This window comes from Dactylosporangium sp. NPDC049140, from assembly GCF_040648435.1.
Genome location: NZ_JBEZDS010000001.1, coordinates 677,990 through 698,041, shown reverse-complemented (window position 1 = coordinate 698,041; position 20,052 = coordinate 677,990). Strand labels below are relative to the sequence as shown.

Here is a 20,052-nt window from a genome sequence, read left to right as displayed (position 1 = left end):
TCATGTCCGACCTCGACGCCCTGGGCGACTTCAACAACATCGACCCGAAGCAGTTCGCGCAGCTGGTGAAGAACGCGCCGGACTCGCAGCTGGCCGACCTCATGAGCAGCCCGCAGCGCAAGACGATCCTGGACACGATCTTCTCCCGGTTCCCGGAGCTGTTCCGCGCCGACCGCGCCGGCTCGACCAACGCGATCATCCACTGGAACATCACCGGTGCGCCGGACGGCGGCACCGACTCCTACGAGCTGGTCATCGCCAATGGCGCCTGCACGCTGTCGCCGAGCCCCGACCAGGACCCGAAGCTCTCGATCACCGTCGGCCCGGTCGACTTCCTCAAGGTCGTCGCCGGCGTCGGCAACCCCATGATGATGTTCATGACCGGCAAGCTCAAGGCCAAGGGCGACCTGGGCCTCGCCGCCAACATCGCGAACCTGTTCGACATCCCCAAGGCCTGATCGCCATGCCCGAGTTCTCGCTCGACCTGAACGAGGAACAGCGGGATCTCCGCGACTGGGTGCACGGCTTCGCGGCCGAGGTCGTGCGCCCGGCCGCCGCGGAGTGGGACGCCCGCGAGGAGACCCCCTGGCCGGTGATCCAGGAGGCGGCGAAGATCGGCCTGTACGGCTTCGAGTTCCTCGCCAACGCCTGGGCCGACCCGTCCGGCCTCTCCCTGTGCCTCGCCAACGAGGAGCTCTTCTGGGGCGACGCCGGCATCGGCATGGCCATCTTCGGCACCAGCCTGGCCGTGGCCGCGATTTACGGCAGCGGCACGCCCGACCAGATGGTGGAGTGGGTGCCGCAGTGCTTCGGCGACGTCGACGACCCGAAGGTCGCCGCGTTCTGCACCACCGAGCCCGAGGCCGGCTCCGACGTCGGCTCGATGCGCAGCCGCGCCCGCTACGACGAGGCCGCGGACGAGTGGGTGATCACCGGCCAGAAGGCGTACGCGACGAACGGCGGGATCGCCAACGTGCACGTGGTGACGGCCAGCGTCGAGCCCGAGCTGGGCTCGCGGGGCCAGGCCGCGTTCATCGTGCCGCCGGGCACCCCCGGGCTCAACGGCACGAAGAAGCTCAAGAAACTCGGCCTGCGCGCCTCCCACACGGCCGACGTGTTCCTCGACGACGTGCGGGTCCCCGGCGAGCTCGTGCTCGGCGGCCGGGAGGCGCTCCAGGAGCGGCTGGCCCGGGCCCGCGAGGGTCGCAAGGCGCAGGGTCAGGCGGCGATGCGTACCTTCGAGCTGTCCCGCCCGGCCGTCGGCGCGCAGGCGCTCGGCGTGGCGCGGGCCGCGTACGAGTACGCGCTGGAGTACGCCAAGGGCCGCGTGCAGTTCGGCCGCCCGATCATCGAGAACCAGGCCATCGCGTTCGCCCTGGCCGACATGCGCATGGAGATCGACGCCGCCCGGCTGCTCGTGTGGCGGGCCGCGTGGATGGGGCGCAACAACCGCGTCTTCGAGGCCGGCGAGGGCTCGATGAGCAAGCTCAAGGCGGGCGAGGTGGCCGTCGCGGTCACCGAGAAGGCGGTCCAGGTCCTCGGCGGCGCGGGCTTCCTGCGGGAGCACCCGGTCGAGCGCTGGTTCCGCGACGCCAAGATCTACACCATCTTCGAGGGCACCAGCGAGATCCAGCGCCTGGTGATCGCCCGTGCGATCTCCGGCACGTACATCCGCTGACCTCGCGCACCAGCGGCCGGAGGGGTAGGTTTTCGGACTTACCCCTCATAGGCCGAAATATCAGAACGAGGAGTCCCGCCGCCGATGGACGCCGGATTCGTACTGCGCACGCTCGCCCGCCGCAAGGTGCTCAACCCCGCCAGCCCGGCCCGGATGGTCCGCCAGCTCAACGCGCTGCGCCGCTGGGGCTTCGGCCTCTACGGCGAGATGCGCTCCGCCGCCGCCCGCGACCCGAACCGCCCCGCGATCATCGACGAGCGCCGCCAGGTCACCTACGGCGAGCTCGACCTGCGGGTCCGCCGCATCGCCAACGCCCTGCGCGTCGAGCTCGGCGTCCGCCCCGGCGACCGCGTCGGGCTGCTGTGCGAGAACTCCGCGACGATGATCGAGTCGATGATGGCGGTCGTCGCGCTCGGCGCCCAGGCGGTGCTCGTCAACACCGGCCTGGGCAACGCGCAGGTCGAGGCGGTCGCCCACGATCAGGGCCTGCAGCTGCTGCTGCACGACGAGACGTTCCTGGGCATGCTGGCCGCGGTACCGCCGAATCTGTCCCGGCAGTCGACCGAGCGACTCGAGGAGCTCATCCACCGCGCGCCCGCCGACGAGCTCGCCCCGCCGGCCGAACCGGGCTCGATCGTGGTGCTGACCAGCGGCACGACCGGCGCACCCAAGGGCGCCCGGCGCCGCAATCCGGCCGGGCTCGGCCCGCTCGCCACGGTCGTGTCGCGCATCCCGCTCAACGCCGGCGAGCGGATGTTCGTGGCCGCGCCGCTCTTCCACACCTGGGGGCTGGCCGCTCTGCAGCTCTGCCTCGCTTTGCGCGGCACCATCGTGCTGAACCGCCGCTTCGCGCCCGCGAACGCCCTGGCCTCGGTCAACGCCCACCGCTGCACCTCTTTGTTCGCGGTACCGGTGATGCTCCAGCGAATCCTGGAAGCCCCCGCGACCCGGACGCCGACGCTCAAGGTGGTCGCGGTCTCGGGCTCGGCACTGACCGGCCCCCTGGCGACACGGTTCATGGATGTGTACGGCGACGTGCTCTACAACCTCTACGGCTCGACCGAGGCCTCGTGGGCCTCGATCGCCGTGCCGCAGGAGCTGCGCGCCGCGCCGGGCACCGCCGGGCGCCCCCCGCACGGCACGCGGGTGGCGATCCTGTCCGCCGCGGGCACCCCGCAGCCCCTGGGCGTCATCGGGCGCATCTTCGTCGGCAACGACATGCTCTTCGAGGGCTACACCAACGGCACCGGCCGCGAGTACCACGGCGACCTCATCGGGACCGGCGACCTCGGCCACCTCGACGCCGGCGGGCTGCTGTTCGTCGACGGGCGCGAGGACGACATGGTCATCTCCGGCGGCGAGAACGTGTACCCGGCCTCAGTCGAGGACGTCATCGCCGAGCTGCCCCAGGTCCGCGAGGTGGCCGTGGCCGGGGTGCCCGACGTCGAGTTCGGGCAGCGGCTCGCCGCCTGGATCGCGCTGCACCCGGGCGAGCGGGTCGACGCCGACGCGGTGCGCGAGTACGTGCGGCACCGGCTGGCCCGCTTCTCCGTGCCGCGGGACGTGTACTTCGTCGCCGCGCTGCCCCGCAACGCCACCGGCAAGATCGTTCGCCGTCAGCTTTTCCCCAGCTAGGGCCGCTATCGTGGGTTGTCCGATGGACAACGTCTGGTTCGAACTGGCCCTGGTTCTCCTGCTGACCCTGCTCAACGCCGCGTTCGCCGGCAGCGAGATGGCGCTCATCTCCCTGCGCGAGGGGCAGCTGCGCCGCCTCGAGCGCCGCGACGGCGCCGGGCGCGCGCTCGCCCGCCTCGCCCGCGACCCGAACCGCTTCCTGTCCACCATCCAGATCGGCATCACGCTGGCCGGGTTCCTGGCCTCGGCCACCGCCGCGGTGTCCCTCTCCGAGCCGGTCGAGCCGATGCTGAGCTTCCTCGGCGGGGCGTCGGGCCCGGTCGCGATCGTGCTCGTCACCCTGGCGCTCACCTTCGTCACCCTGGTCATCGGCGAGCTCGCGCCGAAGCGGATCGCCATGCAGCGCGCCGAGGGCTGGGCGATGGCCGTGGCCCGGCCGCTGCGGGTGCTCTCGGCCCTCCTGCGCCCGGCCAACTGGGTGCTCGCGTCGGCCAGCGACCTCGTCGTGCGCGCGGCCGGGGCCGACCCGCACCGCCGGCAGGACGAGATCGGCCCGGAGGAGCTGCGCGACCTGGTCGCCTCCCAGCCCGCCTTCACGCGGCAGCAGCGCGAGATCATCTCCGGCGCGATCGAGATCACGGCGCGCAGCCTGCGAGCTGTGCTGGTACCACGGCCGCTGGTCTTCGCTCTTCACGCCGGCACGCCCGCCGCGCAGGCCGCTGCCGAGCTGGCCGCGTCGGGCCACGCCCGCGCCCCGGTGATCGAGAACGGCGACCTCGACAGCACGACCGGGATCGTGCACTGGGCCGATCTCGTCCGGGCCGCGCCCGCCGCGACGGTGCGCGACGTCATGCGCCCGGCGCTGCTGCTGCCCGAGTCGCTCCCGGTCGCCGGCGCGCTCCAGCGCTTCAAGGCCGAGCGGCAGGAGCTGGCGCTGGTCGTCGACGAGCGCGGGGCGATCGACGGCATCGTGACCCTCACCGACGCCGTCGCCGAGGTGGTCGGCGCGCTGCCCGGCCCCGACACCGGGTCGCCCGTGCGCCGCAACGCCGACGGCAGCGTGCTGCTGCCGGGCACCTTCCCGATCCATGACCTCGACGACGTGCGCATCCCGCTGGAGATCGCCCCGGACGCGCCCTTCACCACGGTGGCCGGCCTGGTGCTGGCCCGCCTCGGCAAGCTGCCGACCGCCCCCGGCGAGACGGTGACCGTCCAGGACTGGCGGTTCACCGTCTCGCAGGTGCGCGGCCGCGCCATCACCGCGGTGACGGCCGCGCGGGCTCAGGAGCCGGTCGGATAGAGCGTCATCTCCGGCGCCGTGGCCAGCCTGAGCACCTGCTCCTCGGTGATCGGCGGTACGTACCCGGCCTCCTGGGACTCGACGACGATGGCGACCTCGGTGCCGTCGGGCCGGGAGACCAGGACCCGGGGTCCGGCGGAGATCATTACCGGCAGGCCCTCCACCGTCTCGGTGCGGCACCCGGTCCCGCACGGCCGGCCCACCCAGTCGGCGTTGTCCGTCGGCCGGGCGTAGAGCCACACACTGAGGTGGAAGGGGTGGCCGTCACGGTCGTAGTCCCAGGACGCGAGGTATCCCACGGAGGTCGCGGCGGTCCGCACGAACCGCGGGGCCGGCCAGTCGTTGCCGAGCTCTTCCTGGAAGTTCCCGCCGAAGGTGGCGGCGAGCCGGGACGTGGCCTGCTCGCACGTCTCGGTCACCGGGTGCCTCGGCGGGTCTCCCTGGCCGGCCTTGACCTCGCACGGCGGCGTGGTGGACATCGAGTGCGAGCCGGCGGGCCGGGGCTTGACCGGGGCCGATCCGCTACCGGACGCGGCCACCACCGGCGGGGCCAGGCTCTCGCCGAAGTACCGCGGCAGCATTGTCGCGCCGAAGGCCAGCACGGTCACGACGGCGGCGAAGCCGGCCATCCGCAGGCCACGTGCGCGGCGGCGTTCGCCGGCCACGATCCGGTCGACGTCGATCGCGGTGGGGGGCGGAGCCTCGCTGGCCTCCCACATCGCTGCTCTCAGGTCCACAGTGCCTCTCCCTCGCCGATGTGAGCCCGCAGCGACTCCAGCGCCCGGGCCGTCTGGCTCTTCACGGTCCCCTCGCTGCAGCCCAGCGCCGCGGCCGTCTCCTCGACGGAGAGGTCGCAGAAGTACCGCAGGACCAGCACGGCCCGGCGGCGCGGGGGCAGCGAGCCCAGCAGGGAGAGCACGGCGAGCCGGCGGTCGGCGTCGGGGCCGGGCGCGAACGCCTCCGGCATCACCTCGGTGGCCGTCTCCCGGCGCCAGGGCCGCCGCCGCTCGTCGAGCCAGGCGCGCATGAGCATCCGGCGCACGTACGCGTCCAGGTGCTCGAAGCGCGTCGCCCGCCGCCAGTGCCGGTACAGCTTCACCAGCACGGTGGAGGCGAGGTCGTCGGCGGTGTGCCAGTCGCCGCACAGCAGGAAGGCCGTGCGGCGCAGGCGTTCGAGGTTGCCGGCGACGTACTCCCGGTAGGACTGATCGAGCGTCACGTGGAGGAAACGGAGGCATCGACCGGCCGGGTTGCCTACGGCAGGAGAATTCTTCCCTCGGCCGCGGCGAGAGCGATGTCGGTGCGGAACTGCGCGCCGTCGAAGGAGATCCCGCGCACGATCGCGTAGGCCGCCTCGCGCGCCTCGGCCAGGGTCGCGCCGAGCGCGGTGCCGGTCAGCACGCGGCCGCCGGCCGTGACCAGCGCACCGTCGTCGCGGCGGGCGGTGCCCGAGTGCAGCACCCCGGGCACGCCGTCGGCACCGGTGATCACGTCGCCCGTGTGGGCCGACTCCGGGTAGCCGGCGCTCGCCATGACGACGGTGACCGCGGCCCCCGAGCGCCAGGCCAGCGGCGGGTCCTCGGCGAGGCGGCCGACGGCGGCGGCATGCAGCACCCCGGCGAGCGGGGTCTCCAGGCGGGCCAGCACGGCCTGCGTCTCCGGGTCGCCGAAGCGGCAGTTGAACTCGATGACCTTCGGGCCGTCGGCGGTGAGCGCCAGCCCGACGTACAGCGTGCCGCTGAACGGCGTGTCCCGCCGGCGCATCTCGGCCAGGGTCGGCTGGACCACGCTCGCCATGACCTGCTCGACCAGGTCGGGTGGGGCCCACGGCAGCGGCGAGTACGCGCCCATGCCGCCGGTGTTCGGGCCCTCGTCGCCGTCGAAGATCCGCTTGAAATCCTGGGCGGGCTGCAGCGGTACCGCCGCCGCGCCGTCGGTCACCACGAACAGCGACACCTCGGGGCCGGCCAGGTACTCCTCCACGACGACCCGCCCACAGGCCACGCCGTGCGCGAGGGCCGCGTCCCGGTCCTCGGTGACGACCACGCCCTTACCCGCGGCGAGCCCGTCGTCCTTGACCACGTACGGCGGCGCGAACTCGTCCAGCGCCGCCGCGATCTCCTCCGGCGTGGTGCAGGCGAACGACCGCGCGGTCGGCACGCCCGCGGCGCGCATGACGTCCTTGGCGAACGCCTTCGACCCCTCCAGCTGGGCCGCCGCCTGCGACGGGCCGAAGCAGGGGATGCCCTTGGCCCGTACGGCGTCGGCGACCCCGGCGACCAGCGGCGCCTCCGGCCCGACCACGACGAGGTCGGCGCCCGACTCGACGGCGAGCGCGGCCACCGCGCCCGGGTCGAGCGGGTCGACCGCGGCCAGCTCGCCCAATGTCGCCAGGCCCGGGCTCCCGGGCGCGCAGACGAGGGCGGTCACGGCCGGGTCGGCGGCCAGGGCGGCGGCGAGCGCGTGCTCGCGGCCGCCCGTTCCGATGAGGAGTACGCGCACCCGAACAGCCTAGAGGAGCGGGTGCCGCACCACGTTTTCGTCCCGGCCCGGACCCACCCCCACGATGGACACCCGCGTGCCCGCGAGCTCCTCGATGCGCTCGACGTAGCGGCGGGCGTTGACCGGGAGCTCGTCGAACGAGCGGGCCTGGGAGATGTCCTCCCACCAGCCGGGCAGCTCCTCGTAGACCGGGGTGGCGTGGTGGAACTCGGTCTGCGTCATCGGCATGTCGTCGGTGCGCTTGCCGTCCACCTCGTACGCCACGCAGATCGGCACCTTGTCCAGGCCCGAGAGCACGTCGAGCTTGGTCACGACCAGGTCGGTGATGCCGTTCAGCCGGGTGGCGTACCGCGTGACGACGGCGTCGTACCAGCCCGTGCGCCGCTCGCGGCCGGTGGTCGTGCCGTACTCCCGGCCGATCTTGCGCAGGTGCACGCCGTTCTCGTCGAACAGCTCGGTCGGGAACGGGCCCGAGCCCACCCGCGTCGTGTAGGCCTTCGTCACGCCGATGACCTGGCTGATCGCGGTCGGCGGGATGCCCGCACCCACGCACGCGCCGCCCGCGGTCGGGTTGGACGACGTCACGAACGGGTAGGTGCCGTGGTCCATGTCGAGCATGGTGGCCTGGGCGCCCTCGAGCAGCACCGTGCGGCCCTCCTCCAGGCCGCGCCACAGCACCTGGCGGGTGTCCGTGATGTACGGCCGGATGCGCTCCGCGTAGGTGAGGTACTCCTCGACCACCGCGTCGACGTCGATCTCCTTGCGGTTGTACACCTTGAAGAGCACCTGGTTGCGCTCGCGCAGCACGATCTCGAGCTTCTTGCGCAGGATGCCCGGGTCGAGCAGGTCCTGCACGCGGATGCCCATCCGCGAGACCTTGTCGCCGTAGGCCGGGCCGATGCCGCGGCCGGTGGTGCCGATCCGCGACGAGCCGAGGTAGCGCTCCACCACCCGGTCCAGGGCCCGGTGGTGGGGCATGATGAGGTGCGCGTCGCCCGAGATCATCAACCGCGACACGTCGACGCCGCGCTCGGCGAGCCCGTCGATCTCGGTGAGCAGGACCTTCGGGTCGATCACGACGCCGTTGCCGATCACGATGGCCGCGTTGGGCCACAGCGCGCCCGAAGGCATGAGATGCAGGGCGAACTTCTGCCCATCCGGCGTCACGACTGTGTGACCCGCGTTATTGCCGCCGGAGTAGCGCACGACGTAGTCGACGCCGCCGCCAATCATGTCGGTAACCTTGCCCTTGCCCTCGTCGCCCCACTGAGCGCCGATGAGCACGATCGCTGGCATGTCTGCTCGCCCTCCAAGGTCGGGCGACCCGCGTTCGCCCGGGATGCCAGGCTAACAACCTTCGGAAAGGCAGGCTGACAACGGTGGTCGACATCGTGCTGCTCGCGCTCGGCGAAGACTCGCAGTGTGGCTGCGAAAACGGCGCGTGCGGCACCCGAACCCCCATTCTTGCCTGCCGCGACGCCCTGCGCACGGCAAGTGCCGAGGTCCGGACCGTCGTGGCGCACGACGACAAGGAGATCGACGCAGCTCTCGCGGCGCTGCCCGAGGCCCGCGTGATCGTCGCCACGGCCGCCGACGGCCAGCTGCGGGCCGTCATGCGCCGGCTGGTGCGGCGGTACGCCCCCGCGCCCAGCAAGCGGCCCGAGTCCCTGCCCGGCGACCGGACCATCCCCGACCTGCCGCCGATCGGCGTGCTCCCGCTCGGCCCGGACCCGACCGACCTGGCCACGCGGCTGGGCCTGCCCCGCGCGCCGGCCGACGTGGCCGCCGCGGTGCTGGGCGGCAACGTGCGCCGCCTCGACCTGCTGCGCAACGACGGCGGCTCGGTCACCCTCGACGGCGCCCTGCTCGGCGGGGTCAACGCCGACGGCGCGGCCGGCACCTACCTGGCCCGCGTCGAGGTCGACGACGCAGTCCTGGCCGACGGCACCGAGCCCGTGCTCATGTCGGTCGTCGCCAACGCGTCCCGGTACGCCACGGTCGACGGCCTGCCCCTGATCGCCGCGCCGGTCATGGACGACGGCGTGCTCGACGTGGCCGTCGCCGTCCCGGTCGCCTCCCGCGGGCTGTTCCGCCGCCCGCGCGTGGAGATCCAGGTCCGCCGCGCCCACGGCCGCGCGGTGGCCATCTCGCCGCGCGCCGAGGTGCCGTTCGTCGACGACGGCGTGGAGGGCACCCTGACCCGCAAGCGATCGTGGTGGATGGAGCGCGGGGCCTGGGGCGTGTACGTGCCATAGGGCCCGTACACGCAGCAGTGTCGCAGGTCGAACTCGTCGCATACGGTGGTAGTGCACCGCGGGGAGGGAATCGAGCGTGAACGACATGGTCTGGCCGCCGGACGAGAGCATCGACGGACGGCGGGGTGAACGCGCGGCCCAGGGCGCCGGCGCGGGGTCTGACCACGCCGGTTCGCCCTGGTCACAGCCGCCCGGCTCGGTGGATCCGCTGGCGTGGCCCCCGCCACCGCCCGGCGGCCCCGCCAGGCCCGAGGACGACAATGAGGACGACCCGAACGGCCGCGGCCCGATCTTCGGCCCGGGCCCGGGCGTGGAGGGCGGCCTGCAGCACGGCCGCCCGGTCCCGCACGCGCCCAGCGCCGGCGAGCCGGTGTCGGCGCCCGGGGGTGGCATCCCGCTGAGCGGCGGGAACGGCATTCCCGTGTCCGGCGGCATTCCGGTGGGCGGGCCGTTCCAGCCTCCTGTTTCGGGCCCTCCGAGGCCGGTCTCGGGCGGTCCCGGCCCCATCTCGGGTCCCCCGGCGCCGGGTCCGTTCTCCGGTCCGCCGGCCCCGATCCCCGGCCCTCCCGTCTCGTTCCCGGGCGGCCCCGCCCCGATTCCTGGTCCTCCTGCGCCGGTCTCGGGGCCGCCGGGGCCGGTGTCGGGTCCGCCCGCCCCCGTCTCGGGTGCGCCGGGGCCCGTCTCCGGCCCTCCCGCCGTGGGTATCTACTCGACCCCTCCGACCACGCCGCCGCCGTCCAACTTCGCCCCGCCGCCGCCCGCTCCGGGCCCGCTGCCGGGGCCGCCGCTGCCCGGCGTGCTGCCGCCTCCTCCAGGCGCGTGGCCGGTGAGCGGGCCGCCGCCCGGCGCCCCTGTGCCGCCACCGCCGGGCCCAGGCCCCATGCCCGGCCCACCCATGCCCGGTCCTCCGATGGCCGGTCCTCCGATGCCCGGTCCTCCGATGCCCGGTCCTCCGATGCCCGGTCCGCCGATGGCCGGTCCGCCGATGCCGGGCCCGCCTGGTCCGCCGATGCCGGGTCCGCCTGGTCCCCCCATGTCAGGCCCACCCGGTCCCCCCATGTCAGGCCCACCCGGTCCGCCCATGTCAGGCCCACCCGGTCCGCCCATGTCGGGTCCGCCTGGTCCGCCCATGGCTGGTCCCCCTGTGCCAGGACCGCCCATGCCCGGGCCGCCGATCCCCGGACCGGACGGTTTCGCACCGGCGCCCCCGACGCAGGCGTTCCCCGTCCTGCCGCCCCAGGGACCCCCGCCCGGACCGCACCAGGGCCCGCCGCCCGGCCCGCCTTTCGGACAAATGCCACCCGGACAGTTCCCGCCGGGACAGATGCCGCCGCCCGGACAGTTCCCGCCCGGGCAGATGCCGCCCGGACCCCCCGGGCCGTACCAGGGACTCGCCGGCCCGCCCGGCCAGAACCCCGCCGTCCCTCCGCTGCCGCCCATGCCCCAGGACAACTGGCACGACGGCACGACCCCCACGGCCGAGGAGTTCGCCCGGCGCCGCCAGGCCAAGCCGGCCGACCCGGTGGCATCCCGCGGCGTCCGCGGCGCGCTCGCCAAGGGCACCCTGGGTCTGGTCGCGGTGACCCCGGGCCGGCGCGAGCAGGAGTACCGGCAGGAAGTCGAGATGGTCCGCCGCAACTTCGGCGGGCTGCGCCAGGTGACAGTCGTCAACCCCAAGGGCGGCGCCGGCAAGACCGTGGCCGTGCTGCTGCTCGCGATGACGTTCGGGCAGAAGCGCGGCGGCTACGTGCTGGCCTGGGACAACAACGAGACCCAGGGCACCCTGGGCATGCGCGCCCAGCAGGACTTCCACAACCGTACGGTCCGCGACCTGATGCACGACCTGGGCAACTTCAAGGGCGCCCAGGGCCGCGTCGGCGACCTGTCGCAGTACGTCCGCGCGCAGGGCGAGGGCATGTTCGACGTGCTCGCGTCCGACGAGTCGGCGACCGCGGGCGAGATGCTCACCGCCGACGCGTTCGGGGAGATCCGCGACGTCGTCAGCCGGTTCTACAAGCTGATCGTCGTGGACACCGGCAACAACGTGCGGGCCGAGAACTGGCAGGCCGCGATCGACGCGACCGACCAGCTCGTGGTCACGATGTCGGCGCGCAACGACTCGGCCGAGACCGCCTCACGCATGCTCGACCACCTCGAGCAGCACGGCCGGCAGCGGCTCGTACGCCAGGCGGTGACGGTCGTGTCCATGCCACCGAGCCGGCGCCACGTCGACGTGCCCGCGATCACCCGGCACTTCGCGGCCCGGACGCGCACCGTGCTGATCGTGCCCTACGAGAAGTTCATCGACTCGGGTGAGCCGATCCGCTACCCGGGCCTGACCTCCGCGAGCCGCGACGCCTGGCTCAAGGTCGCCGCGGCCGTGTCGGAGGGCCTCTAGGAGAGAGCGGCCGTGCCGGAGGGGCTCTAGGAAAGGGCAGTCACGGCGGCCGGGTCGCTGTCGCGCAGGAAGGTCGCGCAGCGCTCGGCCTCCTCGTCCTCGCCGATCGCCGCGGCCGCCCGCCCGAGCGCGTTCAGCGCCCGCAGGAAGCCCTGGTTCGGCTCGTGCGCCCACGGCACCGGGCCGGCCCCGCGCCACCCGTTGCGGCGCAGCTGGTCGAGGCCGCGGTGGTAGCCGGTGCGCGCGTATGCGTAAGCGGTCACCGGCTCGCCGGCCGCAAGGGCCAGCTCGGCGAGGCGCGCCCACGCGGCGCTGTAGGCCGGGTTCTGCGCGGCGACCGCCTTGGCGGCCTCCTCGGTGTCGGCCTTCGCCAGCTGTTCGGCGGCGTGTGGCTCGGCAGGAAGCAGGGTGGGCGCGGGCTCGGGCAGAAGGTTCGGCATGCCGCAATTACACCAGAGAAGGCTTGACTGAACGGTTGAGCCCGCGTGAAGCGCACGGAGGGTGTGCCGCCCGCGGGGACGTACTACAACTGAAAGTCCGGAGCCTCCCCAGGACCCGGTTCGCGACGGCTCGGTCCTCCGGATCGGGCCGTCGCTCTCAACGTCGATAGAGACCCAGGTCGCCCGGCGGCGGCTTTGCAGGGGTTTGGCAGGATATGACCGTGCCAACCCCGCCACCGCCCGACGTCGTCGCGCTGCACGATCACTCCCCGGACGAGATCGAGTCGCCCGACGAGCTGCAGTTCCACCTGCGCCAGGGCACCATCGCCGGCAAGGTCGTCCAGGGCCTCGACCTGAGCGCCGTCGACCTGTCCGCCGTGGACGTCGCCGACGCGCTGTTCATCGGCTGCCACTTCGACGGCCTCGACCACGTCGTGGACCTGCTGCGGCGCCGGGCCGTCGTGGTGCCCGAGTTCGACAGCGTGCCGTACGCGACCCACCCCTCCCAGCTCTACGTGCCCGACGACCTCGCCGCGGGGTTCGCCTCAGGCGGCTTCGAGGGCATGTTCGACACGGTCGTGTACCGGCACTTCCGCGCCACCGGCGGGGCGACACCGGAGATCCGCGAGGCCGTCGCCCAGCGCATGCACGACTCCGGCGTCGACAACGCGCTGGCCAACGTCACGGCCGGCTGGATCGCCGCGCGAGGGCCGGCCGCCGCGACCGGCATCATGGGCGGCCACGCGGCGCGGCGGGGCGCGGTGGAGTACCGCAGCGCCGCCGAACTCGCCTGGCGCCTGGCGCGCGCCGACCGCCTGGTGGTGACCGGCGGCGGCCCCGGCGTCATGGAGGCGGCCAACCTCGGCGCGTTCCTGGCCGAGCATCCCCTCGAGGTCGTGGGCGAGGCGATCGACCGGCTCGCGGGCGCGCCCGACTTCCACGACCACCAGCCGTACACCGCGGCCGCCCTGGCCGTCCGCGAGCGCTACGGCCGCCCGGTCCCGCCGACGCCCGACTCGTCCGAGCCGGCCGACCAGGCCGCCGTCGACCCCGTCACCTGGGCCCGGCGCGGCGGGCTGGCCATCCCGACCTGGCTCTACGGCCACGAGCCGGCCAACCTGTTCGCCGCGAAGATCGCGAAGTACTTCTCCAACGCGATCCGCGAGGACACCATCCTGCGGCTCTCCCGCGGCGGCATCGTCTTCGCGCCGGGCATGGCCGGCACGGTGCAGGAGGTGTTCCAGGCCGCGACCAAGACCTTCTACTCCACCGACGGCGTCAGCGGCCCGTTCGTCTTCCTCGACGTGGCGCACTGGACCGAGCGGCTGCCCATTCGCGGCCTGCTCGAGCCGCTGCTGGCCGCCTCGCCGGTCGGGGACCTGCGCCCGCTCCTGCACATCACCGACGACGTGGCGGAAGCGGCCGAAATTCTGACCGCCTAAGTGAGTGCGTTTCTCCATTACTTAAAGTAATGGCTCTGTTACGTTGGGTCGGCAAATGGTTGCAGAGAGGACTTAGACCCAATGACGCAGCAACAATTCCGGCGAAAGCGCGCCGTCTCCCTCGGGCTGAGCACCGCCGCCGCCACCGCTCGACCGGCAAGCTGGCCGCGGACACCGCCAAGCAGGTGCTCGTGCTCACCGTGACCGGCCACATGACCGCCCAGGTCGCCGAGGCGCCGTTGTAGTCCGCCGCGGTCTTGTCGATCAGGCCGCGGGCACGCAGGTCACCGTCACGACGCCGACGTCACGAACGACACCGACGGCCTGGGCGCCAACGCGTACGCGGGGACCTGCCCGGTCACCATCGCGGACATCACCGACTCGGCCAACCCGATCCGGGGCCCGGTCACCGCCGGCGGCTACTTCAACTTCCTCAACGAGTAACCGGTGACGCAACACGAACGGCCCGGCTGGAGTCCAGCCGGGCCGTCGTCGTATGCGCCGCTCGGAACTACTTCGACAGCGTGGTGCCCGTCGAACGCAGGTGCTCGCAGGCCTCGACCACGCGGGCGGCCAGGCCGGCCTCGCCGGCCTTGCCCCAGGCGCGCGGGTCGTACGCCTTCTTGTTGCCGACCTCGCCGTCGACCTTCAGCACGCCGTCGTAGTTGCTGAACATGTGCGCGGCGACCGGGCGGGTGAACGCGTACTGCGTGTCGGTGTCGATGTTCATCTTGACCACGCCGTAGTCGAGCGCCTCGCGGATCTCCGAGAGCAGCGAGCCGGAGCCGCCGTGGAAGACCAGCGCGAGGGGCTTGTCCTGGCCGTACTTCGCGCCGACGGCGTCCTGGATGGTCTTCAGGATCTCGGGGCGGAGCTTGACGTTGCCCGGCTTGTACACGCCGTGCACGTTGCCGAAGGTCAGGGCGGCCATGTATCGGCCCTTCTCGCCCAGGCCGAGCTTCTCGACCATGGCCAGGCCGTCCTCGACGGTGGTGTACAGCTTCTCGTCGATCGCGCCGACGACGCCGTCCTCCTCGCCGCCGACGACGCCGACCTCGATCTCGAGGACGACCTTGGCGGCGGCCGTCTTGGCCAGCAGCTCCTCGGCGATGTCGAGGTTCTCGCCCAGCGGCACCGCGGAGCCGTCCCACATGTGCGACTGGAACAGCGGCTCCTCGCCCTTGGCGACGCGCTCGGCCGAGATGTCCAGCAGCGGGCGGACGAACTTGTCCAGCTTGTCCTTCGGGCAGTGGTCGGTGTGCAGCGCGATGTTGACCGAGTACTTCTTCGCGACCTCGTGCGCGAACGCGGCAAGCGCCACCGAGCCCGTGATCATGTCCTTCACGGTCGGGCCGGAGACGTACTCCGCGCCGCCGGTCGAGACCTGGATGATGCCGTCACTCTCGGCCTCGGCGAAGCCGCGGATCGCCGCGTTGAGCGTCTGCGACGACGAGACGTTGATCGCCGGGTAGGCGAACGCGCCGGCCTTGGCGCGGTCGAGCATCTCGGCGTAGACATCGGACGAGGCGATGGGCATGACGGCGCTCCTTGACTCAATGGATCGTGCGGGGTTGCTGGAGCCGACAGGCGCGAGCTCCAACGCGGACCGCGCTGTCCTGCCACGGAGTATCTCGCAGTCCTGAGCATCGCTCGTAGCCGGGTGACCTGGGCCGGATTTGCCCGGGCCGGGGGGCGCGGCCCCCGGAACAGTCGTACGGTGGAGAACGGCCAAGGTACGGAAGCGAGCTACCGCAGCGAGCGACAGGGAGCCCCGGCGATGACCCAGCCAGACGAGGAACTACTGACCCTCGACGAGCTTCTCGACCCGGACGTGCGCGACCCGGAGGCCTCGCCCGAGGACGCGGCCGAGCAGGCCCAGCCGGCCAACCCGCTGGACCGGCCGTACGCGCCCCATGCGCGGCCGTGGGAGGCGAACGAGTACGACGCGATCGAGCAGGATCGCGAGGTCGACCTCGACGACGAGTACTGACCGGGCGCTAGGCCAGCGCGTACTGCGGGTGAGCCTTCAGCCAGGCCCCGACCCGCCCGTTCTGCATGGCCTCGAAGAGCCCGTCCCCGCCCGGCACCGGCTCCGGACCGCGCTCGCCGGCGGTGGCGGGCAGCCGTATCGCCGTCACCGCCGCCGGGTCGACCCCGGCCATCCGGGTGGCAAGCGTGGACAGCGACGTGGGCCCGAGGTGCAGCTCGAGCGCGTCGGCGGCCGCGGAGACCAGGCCGGGCAGCCTGGTCGGGTCGGCCGCGGCCTTCGCGAGCTCGGTCAGGTACTGATGCAGCACCCGATCGTCGCCCGCCGCCACGGACCGGCGCAGGTAGTCGACCGCCTCGTGCGCGTCGAAGTGCCGGCAGCCGGGCGCGCAGAGATCGACCCCGCCCGCGGCCCGGGTGACCGACTCGAGCCCGGCGAGGTCGACGACCGCGCCGCCGTCGAGGGTCAGCCCGGTCATCGCGGCGACCGCTTCGGACGCGAGCTGGTACCCGCCGACCAGGTAGGCCCCGTCGGCGCGCTGCAGGCCGAGCCTGGGCAGCTCGAGCCGCAGGTCGCGGGGGAGCACCACCTCGTAGGCGGTGCGCGCCCCCGGGTTGACGTGCACCAGCACGATCGCGTTGGCGTTCACCCGGGCGGGCGCCCCGCTGCCCCGGTCGATGCCGATGATCAGCAGGTTGATCGGCTGCGACGGCGGGACCGCCTCGGGCGGCGCCGGGCGGGGCGCGGCCACGAACGGCACCAGCAGCAGCGCGAGGATGGAGCACAGGAAGGTCAGGCCGGAGACGACCCAGCGCCGCAGCGCGCGCAGCCGGCGGGCCCCGGTCACGATCGAATCGCCCAGCTCGGGCGACGCCACCGGGATCAGCTCCTCGTGGCGGGCGAAGGTCTCGCGCAGCAGGTCGTCCATCACGGCGTCGCGCCCCCGTCGCCGGCGAGGGTGGGCGCGGTGCTGGCGCGCAGCGAGGCGAGGGCCCGGGAGATCCACGAGCGGACGGTGCCGACGGGGCTGCCCATGACGTCGGCGATCTCGCCGTCGGTGAGCCCCTCGTAGTAGCGCAGCACGAGGGCCGCGCGCTGCTGGCGGGGCAGGCCGCCGAGCAGCACCCACACCTGGTCGCGCTCGGCGTGGGTGTCGGCGTGGTCGGGCTCCAGCAGGCCGTTGTCGATCTCGACGCCGCGCAGCGCGACCCGGCGCAGCCACGAGCCGCGGTGCAGGTCCACGTAGGCGTTGGTGATCATGCGCTTGACATAGCGCTCGGGCAGGTCGGCCGCCGCGATCCGCCGCCACTTCAGCTGCGCGCGGATCATCGTGTCCTGGACGAGGTCCTGCGCCGTGTGCGGGTCGCCGGTGAGCATGACGGCATAGCGCAGCAACGCCTGCAACCGCGCCTCGACGAACTCCTCGAACGTCAATCCGACCCCTTACGCGAAACCCGGCTCCGACCCTAAGACGGATCGAAGCCGGGCGAACATTGCGTCAGGGGATGAGCGGCGGGTAGCTCGGGTCGAGCAGGCCCCGCTCCCGCAGCGCCACGTAGAGCGGCGTCGACTCGGGGTAGTGGCCCCAGTGGTGGTCGCCGTCGCCGACCCCGATGCCGCCGAGCAGCTGCTGCTGGACCTGGTTCAGCCGGCTCCACCAGGGCTTGTTCGGCAGGCCGGCGACCTCGTCGCGGATGGCGATCCAGCGGTACGTGTAGCCGAGGAACACGCAGCGCCGGGTGATCTCGGAGTAGTTGTCCGAGCGCGCGTGCCAGATCCGGCGGTCGAAGAAGACCACGTCGCCGGCGTCGACCTTGACCTGCTTGGCGCCCTGTGGGGCCGGCCACGGCACATCGCGCCTGGGCGGGCCGGGCAGCCAGTTGGTCTTGTGGCTGCCGGGCAGGAGCGTCAGGTTGCCCCGGCCCTCCTCGGAGACGTCCGAGAGCCAGTACGCGAGCTTCACCGACAGCCGCGGCCGCGGGTCGGTCTCCAGCTCCCGGTTCTGCCGGCCGCCGTCCTGGTGCCAGTGCCACCAGTCCGGCTTGGCCGCCGGGACGGTCGGGTGCACGTCCAGGTGCGAGTGGTAGATGTGCACGTTCCAGCCGAGCATCGACCACACGAGCGGCAGCGTCGCCGGGTGGTCGATGAGGTCGACCAGCTCCGGGCAGCTCGTCACGGCGCTGAGCAGGTGCAGAGAGCCGTCCGCCGCGCGCGGGTGCGTGGCGTGCGCGACGTCGAGCACGGACGCGTAGTGGCGGACCTCGGCAGGGCTCAGCACGCCCTTCAACACGAGGTAACCGTCCGTGTCGAACTGCTCCCGCTGCTCGCTCGTCATCGGCACCCAGCCGGTGTCGGCCGCCGGGCCGGCCGTCGTCGTGGCAGACATGCCCCGTTCTCCAGTTCCGGCGCCGTCCACCGGCGCCTCCATTCGAAAGACGGAGCGGGAGCGCCTCATCAGAGGTCGGCCGATCGGTCAGGGTCTTTTGGCCGAAACGGACGCAACGGAATAGTCCGTTATGACGTCGGTGTGCCAATGACGGCTACCGAGCGTGATCAGTCCAGCGAGGCGGCCAGGTAGCCGACGACCCGGTCGCGGGGCCCGCCCTCGTCGCCCGAGGTGGCCCGGTGCAGCACCCGGACCGCGGATTCGCGATCGCGGGCCCACGCCAGGAGGCCGCGCAGCGCATACCGTCCGCAAGCGTCCCGGTCGCCGACGCCTCCGGGTTCGAGGCGCTCGATCGCCGCGACGGTGCGCGAATCGGCCGCCCGGGCCTGCTCCTGCGTCAGATAGTGCGAAAGGTCGGTGCTGCACAGCACGATCGAGCCGGGCCCCGCGACGGCGGCCAGCAGCGCCGCCACCGCGTCCACCGGCGCGACCCCGACGCACACCGGCAGCACCCGCGAGAACCCCAGAAACTGCAGGAACGGGAGTTGTACCTCGAGTGAGTGCTCGGGCGCGTGCGGCGCGTCGTCGGCCACCGCCAGCCCGGCCGCCACGAGCTCCCCGGCGCCCTGTGTGTCGAGCGTCACAGTACCCATCGGCGTCGACCACTCCGAGTCCGTCGGCACTGCGGCCCCCCGCAGCGCGACCCGGTGCGCGGGGCCGACGAGGACGACGCGCTCGGCCGTACGCCCCTCGAGGCGGCGGTACGCGTGCGCGGCCGTCGGACCCGACCACCGGTAACCGGCGTGCGGGACGATGTACGCGCGCGATTCGTCGCTTGCCGCCGGTACCGCCGCCAAAAGCCTTTCGATAGTGGAGCGCAGCTCCCGCGGGTCGTCCGGGTAGAAGCTCCCGGCCACGGCGGGCGGTCTCACCCGATCCTCACCGGCAGCCGGCGCCGGCCCCAGCCGCCGGCCGGGCCCTCGAACACGCCCGGCATGGCATGCCCGCACGCGGTGCACCGCCCGTCGTCGGTGAGCGCGTAGCTGACCAGGTCGTACCAGTCGCGCACCACGGCCGCGGCGCCGCAGCCGGAGCAGCGGGTCGTCTGGCCGCCGGGGTCGTGGACGTTGCCGGTGTACACGAACCGCAGGCCCGTATCGAGCGCGATCCGCCGCGCGCGGCGCAGGGTCTCGGGCGGGGTCGGGGGCACGTCGCGCATCTTGAAGTCGGGATGGAAGGCGGAGAAGTGCAGCGGCACGTCCGGCCCCAGGTGCTCCAGCAGCCAGTCGCACTGCTTGTGCAGCTCGTCGTCGCCGTCGTTCTGCCCCGGGATCAGCAGCGTGGTGACCTCGAACCACACGTCGGTCGTGCGCAGGTACTCCAGCGTCTCCAGCACCGAGCCGAGCCGCGCGAACGTGACCTTCGCGTAGAAGCGCTCGCTGAACGCCTTGAGGTCGATGTTTGCCGCGTCGATGTGCCGGTAGAACTCCTCGCGCGGGGCCGGGTTCATGTACCCGGCCGAGACCGCGACCGCCTTGATCCCGCGCTCCCGGCAGGCGTCGGCGACGTCCATGGCGTACTCCATGAAGATCACCGGGTCGTTGTAGGTGAACGCGATCGAGCGGCAGCCCAGGCGCTCGGCCTCGGCGGCGAGCTGCTCCGGGCCGGCCGCCGAGCCGAGGGTGTCGATCTCGCGGCTCTTGGAGATGTCCCAGTTCTGGCAGAACCGGCAGCCGAGGTTGCACCCCGCGGTGCCGAACGACAGCACCGGCGTCCCGGGCAGGAAGTGGTTCAGCGGCTTCTTCTCGATGGGGTCGACGCAGAACCCTGAGGATCTGCCGTAGGTCGTGAGCACGATCTGGTCGTCCTCGCGCTGCCGCACGAAGCAGAAACCCCGCTGGCCTTCGTGTAAACGGCAGTTGCGGGGACAAACGTCGCACTGAACCCGCCCGTCGTCGAGCCGGTGCCAGTGTGCGGTCGTGACCACCGCCATACTCCGAGCTTAGCTTTGCGAGCGCCCTCACGTACC

General features: G+C 72.8%; 19 protein-coding genes. 8 read left to right on the top strand and 11 right to left on the bottom strand.

What is annotated here, in order from left to right:
- Nucleotides 1–2: 2 nt before the first annotated feature.
- From AB0B76_RS03110 to AB0B76_RS03095, 4 genes are all read left to right on the top strand, one after another.
- Nucleotides 3–458 (top strand): SCP2 sterol-binding domain-containing protein, encoded by a 456-nt coding sequence (locus tag AB0B76_RS03110; RefSeq protein WP_360368346.1) that lies wholly within the window; start codon nucleotides 3–5, stop codon nucleotides 456–458.
- 5 nt (nucleotides 459–463) lie between these two features.
- The gene (locus AB0B76_RS03105; protein ID WP_360368343.1) at nucleotides 464–1,678 is read left to right on the top strand and encodes an acyl-CoA dehydrogenase family protein; all 1,215 of its coding nucleotides are present in this window, start codon (nucleotides 464–466) and stop codon (nucleotides 1,676–1,678) included.
- Nucleotides 1,679–1,762: 84 nt separating this feature from the next.
- Nucleotides 1,763–3,313 (top strand): AMP-binding protein, encoded by a 1,551-nt coding sequence (locus AB0B76_RS03100; RefSeq protein WP_360368340.1) that lies wholly within the window; start codon nucleotides 1,763–1,765, stop codon nucleotides 3,311–3,313.
- 22 nt (nucleotides 3,314–3,335) lie between these two features.
- Nucleotides 3,336–4,613 (top strand): hemolysin family protein, encoded by a 1,278-nt coding sequence (locus AB0B76_RS03095; RefSeq protein WP_360368337.1) that lies wholly within the window; start codon nucleotides 3,336–3,338, stop codon nucleotides 4,611–4,613.
- On the opposite strand, the gene AB0B76_RS03090 is transcribed toward AB0B76_RS03095, so the two are convergent.
- From AB0B76_RS03090 to AB0B76_RS03075, 4 genes are read right to left on the bottom strand one after another with little or no spacing between them, the layout of a single operon-like run.
- Nucleotides 4,595–5,350 carry a hypothetical protein gene (locus AB0B76_RS03090; RefSeq protein WP_360368334.1) on the bottom strand — a complete coding sequence of 252 codons (756 nt, stop codon included), beginning with the start codon at nucleotides 5,348–5,350 and terminating at the stop codon, nucleotides 4,595–4,597. The genes AB0B76_RS03095 and AB0B76_RS03090 overlap by 19 nt on opposite strands.
- A complete protein-coding gene (locus AB0B76_RS03085) occupies nucleotides 5,341–5,832 on the bottom strand; it encodes a SigE family RNA polymerase sigma factor (RefSeq protein ID WP_360368331.1) in 492 nt (163 codons plus the stop codon). The genes AB0B76_RS03090 and AB0B76_RS03085 overlap by 10 nt, the downstream gene beginning before the upstream one ends.
- Before the next feature lie 35 nt (nucleotides 5,833–5,867).
- Nucleotides 5,868–7,115 carry a phosphoribosylamine--glycine ligase gene (gene purD / locus AB0B76_RS03080; RefSeq protein WP_360368328.1) on the bottom strand — a complete coding sequence of 416 codons (1,248 nt, stop codon included), beginning with the start codon at nucleotides 7,113–7,115 and terminating at the stop codon, nucleotides 5,868–5,870.
- Between the two features lie 9 nt (nucleotides 7,116–7,124).
- Nucleotides 7,125–8,411 (bottom strand): adenylosuccinate synthase, encoded by a 1,287-nt coding sequence (locus AB0B76_RS03075; RefSeq protein ID WP_360368325.1) that lies wholly within the window; start codon nucleotides 8,409–8,411, stop codon nucleotides 7,125–7,127.
- Nucleotides 8,412–8,494: 83 nt separating this feature from the next.
- On the opposite strand from AB0B76_RS03075, the gene AB0B76_RS03070 reads away from it, so the two are divergent.
- Both AB0B76_RS03070 and AB0B76_RS03065 read left to right on the top strand, forming a co-directional pair.
- Entirely contained in the window at nucleotides 8,495–9,370 is an 876-nt protein-coding gene (locus AB0B76_RS03070; RefSeq protein WP_360368322.1) for a diacylglycerol kinase family protein, read from the top strand.
- Between the two features lie 421 nt (nucleotides 9,371–9,791).
- Nucleotides 9,792–11,768 (top strand): chromosome partitioning protein, encoded by a 1,977-nt coding sequence (locus AB0B76_RS03065; RefSeq protein WP_360368747.1) that lies wholly within the window; start codon nucleotides 9,792–9,794, stop codon nucleotides 11,766–11,768.
- 26 nt (nucleotides 11,769–11,794) lie between these two features.
- Here AB0B76_RS03065 and AB0B76_RS03060 read toward each other — a convergent pair whose 3' ends face one another.
- On the bottom strand, nucleotides 11,795–12,208 hold the full coding sequence (locus AB0B76_RS03060) for a DUF3151 domain-containing protein (protein WP_360368319.1): 414 nt from the start codon (nucleotides 12,206–12,208) through the stop codon (nucleotides 11,795–11,797).
- 215 nt (nucleotides 12,209–12,423) lie between these two features.
- On the opposite strand from AB0B76_RS03060, the gene AB0B76_RS03055 reads away from it, so the two are divergent.
- Nucleotides 12,424–13,650 (top strand): hypothetical protein, encoded by a 1,227-nt coding sequence (locus AB0B76_RS03055; protein WP_360368316.1) that lies wholly within the window; start codon nucleotides 12,424–12,426, stop codon nucleotides 13,648–13,650.
- Between the two features lie 511 nt (nucleotides 13,651–14,161).
- Here AB0B76_RS03055 and fbaA read toward each other — a convergent pair.
- Entirely contained in the window at nucleotides 14,162–15,187 is a 1,026-nt protein-coding gene (fbaA, locus tag AB0B76_RS03050; protein ID WP_360368313.1) for a class II fructose-bisphosphate aldolase, read from the bottom strand.
- 240 nt (nucleotides 15,188–15,427) lie between these two features.
- On the opposite strand from fbaA, the gene AB0B76_RS03045 reads away from it, so the two are divergent.
- On the top strand, nucleotides 15,428–15,640 hold the full coding sequence (locus tag AB0B76_RS03045; RefSeq protein ID WP_360368310.1) for a hypothetical protein: 213 nt from the start codon (nucleotides 15,428–15,430) through the stop codon (nucleotides 15,638–15,640).
- Nucleotides 15,641–15,647: 7 nt separating this feature from the next.
- Here AB0B76_RS03045 and AB0B76_RS03040 read toward each other — a convergent pair whose 3' ends face one another.
- The 5 genes from AB0B76_RS03040 to amrS all read right to left on the bottom strand — a co-directional run bounded on the left by AB0B76_RS03040 (nucleotide 15,648) and on the right by amrS (nucleotide 20,016).
- The gene (locus tag AB0B76_RS03040) at nucleotides 15,648–16,565 is read right to left on the bottom strand and encodes an LCP family protein (protein WP_360368744.1); all 918 of its coding nucleotides are present in this window, start codon (nucleotides 16,563–16,565) and stop codon (nucleotides 15,648–15,650) included.
- Complete coding sequence (locus AB0B76_RS03035) at nucleotides 16,565–17,071, bottom strand: SigE family RNA polymerase sigma factor (RefSeq protein ID WP_360368307.1); 507 nt, start codon at nucleotides 17,069–17,071, stop codon at nucleotides 16,565–16,567. The genes AB0B76_RS03040 and AB0B76_RS03035 overlap by 1 nt, the downstream gene beginning before the upstream one ends.
- A 64-nt stretch (nucleotides 17,072–17,135) precedes the next feature.
- Nucleotides 17,136–18,023, bottom strand: a complete 888-nt coding sequence (locus AB0B76_RS03030) for a phytanoyl-CoA dioxygenase family protein (RefSeq protein ID WP_360368304.1) — start codon at nucleotides 18,021–18,023, stop codon at nucleotides 17,136–17,138.
- 167 nt (nucleotides 18,024–18,190) lie between these two features.
- Nucleotides 18,191–18,955 (bottom strand): AmmeMemoRadiSam system protein B, encoded by a 765-nt coding sequence (gene amrB / locus AB0B76_RS03025; RefSeq protein WP_360368301.1) that lies wholly within the window; start codon nucleotides 18,953–18,955, stop codon nucleotides 18,191–18,193.
- Nucleotides 18,952–20,016, bottom strand: coding sequence for an AmmeMemoRadiSam system radical SAM enzyme (gene amrS, locus AB0B76_RS03020; protein WP_360368299.1), 1,065 nt, complete (start codon nucleotides 20,014–20,016; stop codon nucleotides 18,952–18,954). Before amrS ends, amrB begins: the two co-directional genes overlap by 4 nt.
- Nucleotides 20,017–20,052: the final 36 nt, after the last annotated feature.

Coding starts and splice junctions, on each gene's coding strand:
- AB0B76_RS03110 (WP_360368346.1), top strand. CDS start 3: ATGTCCGACCTCGACGCCCTGGGCGACTTCAACAACATCGACCCGAAG.
- AB0B76_RS03105 (WP_360368343.1), top strand. CDS start 464: ATGCCCGAGTTCTCGCTCGACCTGAACGAGGAACAGCGGGATCTCCGC.
- AB0B76_RS03100 (WP_360368340.1), top strand. CDS start 1,763: ATGGACGCCGGATTCGTACTGCGCACGCTCGCCCGCCGCAAGGTGCTC.
- AB0B76_RS03095 (WP_360368337.1), top strand. CDS start 3,336: ATGGACAACGTCTGGTTCGAACTGGCCCTGGTTCTCCTGCTGACCCTG.
- AB0B76_RS03075 (WP_360368325.1), bottom strand. CDS start 8,411: ATGCCAGCGATCGTGCTCATCGGCGCTCAGTGGGGCGACGAGGGCAAG.
- AB0B76_RS03060 (WP_360368319.1), bottom strand. CDS start 12,208: ATGCCGAACCTTCTGCCCGAGCCCGCGCCCACCCTGCTTCCTGCCGAG.
- AB0B76_RS03055 (WP_360368316.1), top strand. CDS start 12,424: ATGACCGTGCCAACCCCGCCACCGCCCGACGTCGTCGCGCTGCACGAT.
- fbaA (WP_360368313.1), bottom strand. CDS start 15,187: ATGCCCATCGCCTCGTCCGATGTCTACGCCGAGATGCTCGACCGCGCC.
- AB0B76_RS03045 (WP_360368310.1), top strand. CDS start 15,428: ATGACCCAGCCAGACGAGGAACTACTGACCCTCGACGAGCTTCTCGAC.
- AB0B76_RS03040 (WP_360368744.1), bottom strand. CDS start 16,565: ATGGACGACCTGCTGCGCGAGACCTTCGCCCGCCACGAGGAGCTGATC.
- AB0B76_RS03030 (WP_360368304.1), bottom strand. CDS start 18,023: ATGTCTGCCACGACGACGGCCGGCCCGGCGGCCGACACCGGCTGGGTG.
- amrS (WP_360368299.1), bottom strand. CDS start 20,016: ATGGCGGTGGTCACGACCGCACACTGGCACCGGCTCGACGACGGGCGG.